10 protein-coding genes are annotated in these 11,177 nt (G+C 67.5%); 2 read left to right on the forward strand and 8 right to left on the reverse strand.

The annotated features are described in order from the left end of the window. Positions 1–17 precede the first annotated feature (17 nt). Complete coding sequence (locus AAFP30_RS21470; RefSeq protein ID WP_419232047.1) at positions 18–908, forward strand: NAD-dependent protein deacetylase; 891 nt, start codon at positions 18–20, stop codon at positions 906–908. Here the strand turns inward: AAFP30_RS21470 and AAFP30_RS21475 are convergent. Beyond that, entirely contained in the window at positions 898–2,046 is a 1,149-nt protein-coding gene (locus tag AAFP30_RS21475; RefSeq protein WP_419232081.1) for a hypothetical protein, read from the reverse strand. The two genes, AAFP30_RS21470 and AAFP30_RS21475, sit on opposite strands and share 11 nt — an antisense overlap. A 219-nt stretch (positions 2,047–2,265) precedes the next feature. Between AAFP30_RS21475 and AAFP30_RS21480 the strand changes: the two genes are divergently transcribed. After that, complete coding sequence (locus AAFP30_RS21480) at positions 2,266–3,048, forward strand: acetoin reductase (RefSeq protein ID WP_419232048.1); 783 nt, start codon at positions 2,266–2,268, stop codon at positions 3,046–3,048. On the opposite strand, the gene proB is transcribed toward AAFP30_RS21480, so the two are convergent. The 7 genes from proB to AAFP30_RS21515 form a co-directional block, all read right to left on the reverse strand. Further along, positions 3,045–4,160 (reverse strand): glutamate 5-kinase, encoded by a 1,116-nt coding sequence (gene proB, locus AAFP30_RS21485; protein WP_419232049.1) that lies wholly within the window; start codon positions 4,158–4,160, stop codon positions 3,045–3,047. The two genes, AAFP30_RS21480 and proB, sit on opposite strands and share 4 nt — an antisense overlap. Next, complete coding sequence (gene obgE / locus AAFP30_RS21490) at positions 4,157–5,626, reverse strand: GTPase ObgE (RefSeq protein ID WP_419232050.1); 1,470 nt, start codon at positions 5,624–5,626, stop codon at positions 4,157–4,159. The genes proB and obgE overlap by 4 nt, the downstream gene beginning before the upstream one ends. A gap of 112 nt (positions 5,627–5,738) precedes the next feature. After that, positions 5,739–6,002 carry a 50S ribosomal protein L27 gene (gene rpmA / locus AAFP30_RS21495; protein WP_419232051.1) on the reverse strand — a complete coding sequence of 88 codons (264 nt, stop codon included), beginning with the start codon at positions 6,000–6,002 and terminating at the stop codon, positions 5,739–5,741. Positions 6,003–6,038: 36 nt separating this feature from the next. After that, the gene (rplU, locus tag AAFP30_RS21500) at positions 6,039–6,350 is read right to left on the reverse strand and encodes a 50S ribosomal protein L21 (RefSeq protein WP_286318349.1); all 312 of its coding nucleotides are present in this window, start codon (positions 6,348–6,350) and stop codon (positions 6,039–6,041) included. A gap of 222 nt (positions 6,351–6,572) precedes the next feature. Next, positions 6,573–9,890, reverse strand: coding sequence for a translation initiation factor IF-2 N-terminal domain-containing protein (locus AAFP30_RS21505; RefSeq protein ID WP_419232052.1), 3,318 nt, complete (start codon positions 9,888–9,890; stop codon positions 6,573–6,575). Between the two features lie 379 nt (positions 9,891–10,269). Further along, positions 10,270–10,686 (reverse strand): nucleoside-diphosphate kinase, encoded by a 417-nt coding sequence (gene ndk, locus AAFP30_RS21510; protein WP_419232053.1) that lies wholly within the window; start codon positions 10,684–10,686, stop codon positions 10,270–10,272. A 37-nt stretch (positions 10,687–10,723) separates the two neighbouring features. Then, positions 10,724–11,140, reverse strand: coding sequence for a hypothetical protein (locus AAFP30_RS21515; protein ID WP_419232054.1), 417 nt, complete (start codon positions 11,138–11,140; stop codon positions 10,724–10,726). Positions 11,141–11,177: the final 37 nt, after the last annotated feature.

The following is an 11,177-nucleotide window of genomic DNA, read 5'->3' on the forward strand; positions in this document are numbered from 1 at the left end:
TGTCTATCCTGGACAGGGTGCGTACGCGTTTGCAGATCGGCTGGTCCCCCGCCGAACCGACGCCGATCGATGCCGATCTCCCCGAGCAGCTCGATCGGCTGCGCACCCTGCTCGACGGTCGCCGCTTCGTCGCGCTGACCGGTGCAGGCATCTCTACCGACTCCGGCATCCCCGACTACCGCAGCCCCGGCGCGCCCGTGCGTACACCGATGACGCTGGAGATGTTCCTGTCATCGCCGGATTTCCGCCGCCACTACTGGGCACGCAACCACCTCGGGTGGCGCCACATGGATGCCGCCCAACCGAACGCCGCGCATCGCGCACTCACGCAGTTGCAGGATCAGGGCCGGGTCACCGGCGTCATCACCCAGAACGTCGACATGCTGCACACCAAGGCCGGCACCCGACGCGTCCTGGAACTGCACGGTTGCTACGGCCGGGTGCGCTGCCTGGACTGCGACTGGTACATCTCGCGACACCGTCTCGCCCAGCGGCTCGAAGAACTCAACGCCGAGTTCGCTCGACGGGTCCGCGGACGCGGTGCCATCGAGGTGGCGCCGGACGCCGACGCGGCACTCGACGACACCTCCGACTTCACCATGATCGACTGCCCCACCTGCGGCGGCATCATCAAACCCGACATCGTCTACTTCGGTGAGTCGGTACCGAAACCAACGGTGCAACAAGCATTCTCGATGATCGACGACGCCGACGCACTCCTCGTCGTCGGATCGTCGCTCACCGTGATGAGCGGGCTGCGCTTCGCCCGCCATGCTCACCGCACCGGCAAGCCGCTGGTGATCGTCAATCGCGGAACCACCCGCGCCGACGACATCGCCGACCTGAAGATCGATCACCTCGCGTCGACGGTGCTGCCGGCTTTGGCGGATGCCGCCCTCACCGTGTGATTGAGGACCTCGCGCGCAGTAGACGCCGTAGTCCCATCGAATCGAATCCCACCACGTAGAACAACGTCCACAGCACCATCCAGTCGAGGAAGCCCAGTGCGTTGCCGTGGATACCGGGAGCGGCTTCGGGCTCGTGAAGGATGTGTTCCGCGGCAAACCTGTAGTAGAAGACAAAGGTCACAACCGCGAGGCCGAACGTGATGCACACCCGGACAACCATGTTGACGCCATCACCCCACCGCGTTGGCCGATTACCGAAAGCATTGGCCCAGAGGATCATCCAGAAGGCCCAACACACACCCAACTGCGCCGGGTATTGATGGACGCTGTCGCCGAGTGCCGAGACGGTCCCCGCTCCCAGCAGCACCCCGATCAACGGCAGGGCCGCGAAATACAATGCGGTACCCACCAGGACGTTGCCGACGGTCGCCGCGAGCGCAGTCCGTCCCGGGCTTCCGGCCAGCCGCCATGGCCAGTTGTCCAGGGTTTGGCCGGAGAGGATGACCGCGACGATCACCGCGTAGAACCAGCCGAGCACGGTGTCCATCGACATCAGGGGGTTGAACTCGGCCAACGAGACCGACGGCAGCCCGAGCACGAAGTACAGCAGCATCGTCGGACCGGAGATCGCGGCGATCTCGGCCAGCCCGATATATGGCTGCCGCAAGCCGAGCTGCGGCCACGGCCAATGCTGCCAATTGAGTACGGCCATGACGAATGTCCCGAAACCGAACAACACAAACAACGCACCGGTGAAGTACCCCATCCCACCGCTGCGCGAACCCGCGAAGTCAGGGTCGATACTGCCCAGTCCCCAGCTCAACAGCCACGTGACGCCCACCGCGAAAACCGTGGTGGTCAGCAGAATCGAGATCCCCCGCCACGGCTGCCCCAACCGGGTGAAGCCCGCGAATTCCGCGTTGAACCCGATGAAGACCACGAACAGGATTGCCCAGAAGAGCGCGGCATTGAACGGTAGCGGATAGAAACTCCACGGACTCCACTGGGGATCGGCGAGCACGTACCACGTGCCCACCGCGAGCACCGTGACCACGACCAGATTGGCCAGGCCGAACCGCACCCAGCCCGGGTGCTCCGGGGTCGGCGGATCGTCGGGCGCGATCGGCGTCGATGCCATTGTGGCCGACGACATTTCGATAGATGACATGATGAGCTCTCCTTCGCTGCCTGGGCTCGGGGAGAATATGAACCAGATCACACCTGCACCGACAGCGTTGCGTGGGGTTGCGTTCGTTGCCACAACCCTCGGTGCAACCCCCGGCAACTCTGGCAACGTGTGTTCTGACTCACATACGTTCGCAGTCGCCTCAACCGACATCGACGAAGGAGTCAAATAATGGCGAGCATCGAAGGAAAGGTCGCACTGGTGACCGGTGGCGGCCAGGGAATCGGCCGCGGTATCGCCTTACGGCTCGCGCGCGACGGAGCCGATCTCGCGCTGGTCGATGTGAACTCCGAAAATGTGGAGAAGGTCGCAGCCGAGGTCCGCGAGATCGGCCGGCGAGCCCTACCGCTGGTTGCCGACGTGGCCGACCGCGCAGCGGTGTTCGACGCCGTCGATGCGACGAGCACGGGGCTCGGCGGTCTTGACATCATGGTCAACAACGCGGGTATCGCGCAGGTCGCGCCCATCGACGACATCACGCCCGACGACCTCAGCAAACTGTGGTCGATCAATGTCGATGGCGTGTTGTGGGGTATTCAGGCGGCGGCGGCCAAGTTTCGCGAACTGGGTCACGGCGGCAAGATCATCAACGCGTCGTCGATCGCCGGCCACGACGGATTCGCGATGCTCGGGGCCTACAGTGCCACCAAGTTCGCAGTACGGGCGCTGACCCAAGCAGCAGCCAAAGAGTATGCCGCAGAGCAGATCACCGTGAATGCCTATTGCCCCGGTGTAGTCGGGACCGACATGTGGGTGACGATCGATCAACGCTTCGCGGATCTGACCGGCGCGGCCGTCGGCTCCACCTACGCCAAGTTCGTCGATGGCATCGCGCTGGGCCGGGCCGAGACCGCCGACGACGTCGCGTCGTTCGTGTCCTATCTCGCGAGTGCGGACGCGAACTACATGACCGGGCAGTCGGTGATGATCGACGGCGGACTGGTCTACCGCTAGAGCGCTACGAGATCGTCGGCGTGGATGACCGGTCGGCGCAGTTCGGTGGGCAGATCGGTGGTCGACCGGCCCGTCATCGGCGCGATCTCCTCGGAGTCATAGGTGACCACGCCGCGGGCCCGCACCTCCCCGTGGGTGTCGACCAGTTCGACGACGTCACCGTTGTAGAAGCGTCCCCGGACCTCGACGATCCCGGCAGCCAGCAGTGAGCGGCGCCGCCGGGCCACGGCGGCTACCGCGCCGTCGTCGAGTACCAGCTGGCCACGCGCGTCGGCGGCGTGCCGTACCCAGAAACGTCTGGCGGACAGTCGTTCCGGGCGGCCGGCGAACACGGTGCCCACCGATGCGTCGGCGAGGGCCTGCGCGGCCTGTTCGGCGGACGCGAGTAGCACCGGCACCCCGGCGTCGGCCGAGAGTCGGGCTGCTGCGAGCTTGGACGCCATGCCCCCGGTGCCGAGCGCGCCCCCGGAGCCGGCGATCACGCCGTCGAGGTCCTCGGGTCCGTGGACTTCGGGAATGAACTGCGCACGACGACCGTCGGCGCCCACCTTGCGCGGATCGCCGTCGTAGAGGCCGTCGACGTCGGAAAGCAGCACGAGCGCATCGGCGCCCGCGAGATGCGCGACGAGCGCGGCGAGCCGGTCGTTGTCGCCGAAGCGGATCTCGTTGGTGGCGACGGTGTCGTTCTCGTTGACGACGGCGACAGCGCCGAGCAACCGCAATCGATCAAGTGTCCGTTGCGCATTGGCGTGGTGCGCGCGATTGGAGATGTCGGAGGCGGTGAGCAGGACCTGGCCGACGATGCGGGAGTACCGGTGAAATGAGGTGCCCCAGGCATGGGCGAGCACGAGTTGGCCGACGCTGGCCGCGGCCTGCTTGGTGGCCAGATCGGTGGGACGTTTCTTGAGGCCGAGCGGGGCGATGCCCGTGCCGATCGCGCCGGAGGACACCACGATCACGTCCGACCCGGCGCGCATCCGCGCCTCGAGTGCGTCCGCGAGGCGATCGAGGCGACTGCGGTCGAGGCCGTCGTGCAGGTCGGTCAGGGCCGACGAGCCGATCTTGACCACGATGCTGCGCGCGTGTGCGATCTGTTCGCGGACGTCGCTCACGACAAGTGCTCGGTGTCGTCGTCCTCGACGGGCAGTCCACGCCGCAGCCGGCGTGCCTGTTTACGCTCGGCAGCGCCGATGCGCTCGTTGCGGTCGAGCCGAATGTCGGTGCCGCGTCCGGTGATCGGCACGTCGTCACCCATCGGGGTGGTCGGCTCCCAATCGAAGGTCATGTCCCCGATGGTCACCGGCGCACCGGGTTGCGCACCGAGACGGACCAACTCGTCTTCGACGCCGAGGCGGTTGAGTCGGTCGGCGAGATAGCCGACGGCCTCGTCGTTGTCGAATTGTGTTTGGGCGATCCATCGTTCGGGGCGCGGGCCGCGGACGATGAATCCGCCGTCGACGTCGGGATCGGGCGCGACGCTGAACTCGGACTCGTCGATTGCCTTGGGCCGGATGACCTGTCGGCGCGCCTGCGGCTTCGGATGCGCCTCCCGGTAGTCCGCGACCATCTTGGCGAGCGCAAAGGTCAGTTCCCGCAGGCCCTCATGGCTCACCGCAGAGATCCGGAACACCGGCCAACCACGTTGGACCAGTTCCGGTTCCACGAGATCGGCGAGATCGGCGGCGTCCGGGATGTCGATCTTGTTGAGGATCACCACACGCGGTCGTTCCGCCAGGTGACCGAGGCCGTGATCGGCGTCGAGAGCCGGCTGATAGGCGGCGAGTTCGGCTTCGAGGACGTCGATGTCGGAGATCGGGTCGCGGCCGGGTTCGAGGGTGGCGCAATCGACGACGTGCGCAAGCACCGCGCAGCGTTCGAGGTGCCGCAGAAAGTCGAGGCCGAGCCCGCGACCGGTTGAGGCGCCGGGAATGAGGCCGGGCACGTCGGCGATGGTGAACACGTCACCCGCGGACTGCACGACACCGAGATTCGGGGCCAGTGTGGTGAACGGGTAGTCGGCGATCTTGGGCTTGGCCGCCGAGAGCACCGACACCAGCGACGATTTGCCTGCCGACGGGAAGCCAACCAGGCCGACGTCGGCGACCGACTTGAGTTCCAGGACGAGGTCGCGATGCTGCCCCTCTTCGCCGAGGAGAGCGAAGCCGGGCGCTTTACGGGCTCGCGACGCCAGCGACGCGTTCCCGAGACCGCCACGGCCGCCCTGCGCGGCCTCGAAGGTGGCGCCTTCCCCGACCAGGTCGGCCAGGATGCTGCCGTCGGCGTCGAGCACGACGGTGCCGTCGGGCACGTGCAGGACGAGGTCCTCGCCGGTGGCACCGTCGCGGTTGTCACCCTGACCGGGCCTGCCGTTGGTGCCCTTTGCATGCGGACGGAAGTGGAAGTCCAGCAGCGTGTGCACCTGCGGGTCGACCACCAGGCGCACGGAACCGCCGTTGCCGCCGTTGCCGCCATCGGGGCCGCCGAGCGGCTTGAACTTCTCGCGATGCACAGACGAGCAGCCATGGCCGCCGTTACCGGCCGCGACATGAATCGTCACGCGGTCGACGAACCGGGACACGGGGCCCACTTCCTTCCGGGGAGAGACAATCTGGGAAAAACAAACAGGGCGAGCCCGGGTACGTGATGACCCTGCCCGCCCTGCGTAGAGCTGTGGTGTGAGGAGTACCGGGTCAGACCGCCGCGGTCTCCGGGACGATGTTCACCGTCTTGCGGCCACGCTTGGTACCGAACTCCACGGCACCGGAGGCGAGGGCGAAGAGGGTGTCGTCGCCACCGCGACCGACGTTGACGCCCGGGTGGAACTTGGTGCCACGCTGGCGGACGAGGATCTCGCCTGCGCTGACCTGCTGGCCGCCGAAGCGCTTCACGCCGAGGCGCTGAGCGTTGGAATCACGACCGTTGCGCGAGCTGGACGCGCCCTTCTTATGTGCCATTTCTGCAGTCCTCCTGAGGTAGGTGCGGGAATCGAATTACTTGATACCGGTGACCTTGAGGACCGTCAGCTTCTGACGGTGACCCTGGCGCTTGTGGTAGCCGGTCTTGTTCTTGAACTTGTGGATGCGGATCTTGGGACCCTTGACGTGCTCGACGACCTCACCGGTCACCGAGATCTTCGCCAGTTTGTCCGCATCGGTGGTGAGGTCCGAGCCATCGACGACCAACGCGACAGGCAGGCTGACGGTGCTGCCCGGCTCGCTGTCGATCTTCTCGACCTTCACAATGTCGCCCTCAGCGACCTTGTACTGCTTACCGCCGGTCTTGACGATCGCGTACGTTGCCATCGAAGCTGTCCTCTTTAACTCGTCTGTCGGACCCGCGGCGCCGTTGTCCGGCACCGGGGTGTGTGGTGTGCGTGCCTACGTGTTTCGCGTGGCCGATCGGACAACCGGGGTGTGGATCTCGGTGTTCCGGGCACAGCGCGAACCCTCCGCGGAAGGCGACCAATCAAGATTACGGGACCGTGTCCGGTCAGGTCAAACCAGCGTCGGACACGGTCACCGAACTCATTGATCGGCGGGTGGCGGACCGGCCGGGCGACCGGCAGTCCGGCGCCGCGGCCGTCGTCGAACCGCGACCGTCGCCTCCGCCGAGGAGGCGCCACCGGTCGGGCCGGACGTGGTGAGCGGTTGCGCTCCCCCGCCCCCGGCACCGTCGGCGGTCATGACCACCGGCTCGGCGTGCACGGTCGGGGCTGCCGCCTGCCGCACCACCCGTCGGCGACGCTTGGGTGCCGCTTCGGGCGCGGCCGCCGGCTCCGGTGTGACCGCTACAGGCTCGGTCACGACGGGTTCGGTCGCGGTGGGCTTCGGTTCCGGCTCGGCCGACTCAGTCGCCGGGGTTTCGGTCGCGTCGACCGTGGTCTCCTCGACCTCGACGGCCGCCTCTGCGGGCGCTGCCGATGCCACCTCGGTGAGGGTGTCCTCGACCTCGGCCACGATCTCGTCGTCATGATCGTGGTCGTGTGCGTGGGCCGCCATCGCCCGGAACATCGGGTGTTCGGCCGGGTTGTGCAACGGTTTGTGCTGCGGCTCCGGCGTCGCCTCCGGCTTGCGTCGGCCGCCACCCCGCCGGGAGCGCTTGGCGCCACCGTTGTCGCGGGCGGTGTTGTCCTCCGCACGCACCTCGACCGGGTTGGCATGCACGATGATGCCGCGGCCGGCGCAATGCGTACAGGTCGTCGAGAACGCCTCGAGCAGACCGGTACCGAGTCGCTTGCGGGTCATCTGCACCAGACCCAGCGAGGTCACCTCGGACACCTGGTGACGGGTGCGGTCGCGGGCCAGCGCCTCGGTGAGGCGTCGCAGCACGAGGTCGCGGTTGGATTCGAGGACCATGTCGATGAAGTCGACGATGATCATGCCGCCGATGTCGCGCAGCCGCATCTGCCGCACGATCTCTTCGGCCGCCTCGAGGTTGTTGCGGGTCACCGTCTCCTCGAGGTTGCCGCCCGACCCGGTGAACTTGCCGGTGTTGACGTCGACGACGGTCATCGCCTCGGTGTGCTCGATGATCAGCGTGCCGCCCGACGGCAGCCAGACCTTGCGGTCGAGAGCCTTTGCGAGCTGCTCGTCGATGCGGTGCACCACGAACGAATCCGGCGCGTCGGCGCGCGGCTTCTCGAACTTCTCCACCCGTTCCATCAGGTCGGGTGCCACGGCGTTGATGTAGCGCTCGACCAGATCCCACGCCTTGGGACCCTCGACGACCAGCTTGCGGAAGTCCTCGTTGAACAGGTCACGGACGACGCGGACCAGCAGATCCGGCTCTTCGTAGAGCGCCTGCGGTCCCGACGACCCCGACGCACTCTTGGCCTTGCTGACCGCGGCGTCGATGTCCTTCCACTTCGCCTCCAGACGCTCGATGTCGGCTCCGAGGTCTTCGGCGCTGACGCCTTCGGAGGCGGTGCGGATGATGACGCCGGCGTCCTCGGGCACCAACTTGCCCAGGATGCTCTTGAGTCGCTTGCGTTCGACGTCGGGCAACTTGCGGCTGATGCCGGTCGACGATCCGCCCGGCACGTACACCAGGTAGCGGCCGGCGAGCGAGATCTGGGTGGTCAACCGGGCACCCTTGTGGCCGACCGGGTCCTTGCTGACCTGGACGAGCACGCTGTCGCCGGGCTTGAGGGCCTGTTCGATCTTGCGGGAGCCGCCATCGAGTCCGGCGGCGTCCCAGTTGACCTCACCGGCGTAGAGCACGCCGTTACGGCCACGACCGATGTCGACGAACGCCGCTTCCATGCCGGGCAGCACGTTCTGCACCCGGCCGAGGTAGATGTTGCCGACCATCGACGACGACGTCTCGGTCGTCACGAAGTGTTCGACCAGCACGCCGTCCTCGAGGACCGCGACCTGCGTGTAGTCCTCGACCGGCAGGCCGTCGGTCGAGGTGGCGCCGTCGCCGTCGATGGCGATCTTGCTGTTGGCGTTGCGTTCCCGCACCACCATCACCCGATCGACCGCTTCGCGTCGGGCGAGGAACTCGGATTCGCTGAGGATCGGCGGACGGCGACGTCCGGCGTCGCGCCCGTCGCGTCGACGCTGCCGCTTGGCCTCCAGGCGCGTCGACCCGGAGATGCCCTGCACCTCGTCGCGGGCACGCTTGCTGCGCGGTTCCCGCTCGTGCACGACGGTGTTCGGCGGATCGTCGGGCGAGGCCTCATCGGGTTCGCCGCCGCCCTTGCGACGACGACGCCTGCGACGGCGCTTCGACGACGCCTGGTCGCCGTCCTCGGCGTCCGTGTCGTCGTCCTCGTCGGCCGAATCCTCGGCGTCGGAGTCGTCGCGTTCGCCCTCGGTGTCGTCGGCGTCCTTCTTCTTGGACTTCTTGCCCTTTTTCCCGGACGGGCGGGAGTCGGCGGTGTCGTCGTCACCCGACTCGTCGTCCTCGGCATCCGACTCGTCGGTACCCGAGGCCTCGGCCTGGTCGCCGCGTCCGCGGCCCCGACCGCGACGGCCGCGACGACGACGCCGCGACCCCTTGTCGCCGTCACCGGACGAATCGTCGTCGGATGCGGTGTCGGTGGTGTCCTCGTCGGACTTGGTCTTCTCGGGTGTGGTCTTGTCCGCGGCGCCCTTGTCGGTGGAGGGGGCGCCTGCGGTCTCGGTCCGCTCCGAGCGGGACGGCCGGACAGCGGGCTCGCGCACCGCGTCGGCCTGCGGCTGCAGGAACAGCGGGCCGACCGGGGCGATCTCGCCGCTGGGCACGATCGGGTGATGCTGGGTGTCCTCGACCGCTGAGAACAGCGTCGGGGCCTCGACCGGCTTCTGGGGCTCGGCCGGCGGTGTCGACAGAGAGACGGCCGGCGTCGCCGGTTCGGACGGCACCTCGGGCTCGGCCGTAGCCTCGACTGCTGCAGGCGCCTCGGGCTCGGCCGGCGTCTCCGCCACGACTGCCTCCGCGACGACCGGCTCGCTCGCGGGGACCTCGGCCACAGGCTCGACGGGCGCCGGTGACTCCGGTGCGGTCTCCGCCGCCGGAGCCGCCTCGGGTTCGGTCGGCGTCTCGGGCCCGGTCGGCGCCTCGGCCTCGGTCGCTGCCTCGACGCCTGCGGTGTCGGCGGCTTCTTCTGCGGCCTCTACCGCGGCTTCGTCGGGTTCGACGTGCGCGCGGATGCGATCGGCCACCGACTTGGCGACCTGGTTGTCGACACTCGATTGGGGGCTACGTGCGGCGATGCCGAGTTCGGCCAGGTGCGCGAGCACCTGCCGGCTGGTCTGGCCCAGCATTCTGGCCAGGGCATGCACGCGGATCTTGCTGGGAAATTCATCGGCCGATCCGGACGCTGCGTTCGCGTCAGTCGGCGACCCGTTGTCGGTCACTGCGTCTCCTCGCCCCCGGGCGCGTCGGCTGACGCGGCCACGCGAGGGCTTTGCTGGTGTGTCCCGGTCGTTGCCGACCGGTGTTGTGTGGTCTTCGCGTCTTCTCTGCGGCCGGGTGACTACCCGGACGCGAGTTGGCGCCTTGCGTGGTGATGACCTGGTTCGGCCTACATCTTCCACGCCGCCGGCATAGGGCTCCGACGGGGAAGACGGTCATCGGGGTAACCGATGCCGAACTGTTCATCCGGTTGACGGAAGCAAAGTGTGCCGCCGACAACTGTGCAAGTATCCCACACCACCCGACGATCCCCGCACACTATGCGTGTTTGGGCTATTCGCGCCGCACGGTGAACGGGGATCGGGAGACGATCGCGGGAGGTCAGGCGCCGAGGTCAGGGAACCAGAGGGCGATCTCGCGTTCGGCCGATTCCGGCGAATCCGAGCCGTGGACCAGATTGTTCTGGGTACTCAACGCGAAGTCTCCGCGGATCGTTCCGGGCACGGCCTTTTCCACCGGGTCGGTACCGCCGGCGATCTGCCGGAACGCGGCAACCGCCCGAGGTCCCTCGAGTACCGCGGCGACCAGCGGCCCCGACGTGATGAACTCGAGCAGCGACGGATAGAACGGCTTGCCCTCGTGTTCGGCGTAGTGGCCTCGGGCCACGTCGTCGCTCACGGTCTTGAGTTCCAGCGCCACCAGGCGCAGACCCTTGCGTTCGATCCGGCTGATGATGTCGCCGACGAGGTTGCGCGCGACGCCGTCGGGCTTGATGAGTACGAGAGTGCGTTCAGTCACGTGCACACCTTAACGTCTGGCCCGGACGACGCCGTGGCTACTGGCAGTAGCGTCCCGCGACCGGGAAGAACCCGTAGTTGAACAGGTTGCCCGAGCGCGAGCGCGGGTCGACGATGACCTGCACGCAGCCGCCCTTCGACCGCAGTGCGCTGGTGACCGCCATGTCGAACTGAGCGGCCAACGCGAGGTTGGCCGGTCGGTACTGAGCGGGCACCGGGAGTGCGGCGACGCCGTCGGCGACCTTCATCGCCGCCGCGCGCTTGGTCACGTCGTGGGTGGCGATGTAGCTGTACTCCCCTTCACCCGGCGACACGGGCTCCCCGGCGACCGGCAGGTCACTCGGCGCGATCGGCGGTGCTGCGTCGGCGACCCCGACGGCCCACGGCATACCGGCCAATGCCACGGTTGCGGCGACGATCCCGAAACGACGGTTGACGGAGTTCACGAAAGACAAGAATTTCCTCACGTTGCAAATTTGTTCGCAGCCAACA

Source organism: Gordonia sp. CPCC 205515, from assembly GCF_048537925.1.
In the GTDB taxonomy this organism is placed as follows: Bacteria; Actinomycetota; Actinomycetes; order Mycobacteriales; family Mycobacteriaceae; genus Gordonia.

What these genes read in the sequence shown, in the direction of transcription:
- AAFP30_RS21475 (WP_419232081.1), bottom strand. Translation starts at nt 2,046, where the DNA reads ATGGCATCGACGCCGATCGCGCCCGACGATCCGCCGACCCCGGAGCAC.
- AAFP30_RS21480 (WP_419232048.1), top strand. Translation starts at nt 2,266, where the DNA reads ATGGCGAGCATCGAAGGAAAGGTCGCACTGGTGACCGGTGGCGGCCAG.
- rpmA (WP_419232051.1), bottom strand. Translation starts at nt 6,002, where the DNA reads ATGGCACATAAGAAGGGCGCGTCCAGCTCGCGCAACGGTCGTGATTCC.
- rplU (WP_286318349.1), bottom strand. Translation starts at nt 6,350, where the DNA reads ATGGCAACGTACGCGATCGTCAAGACCGGCGGTAAGCAGTACAAGGTC.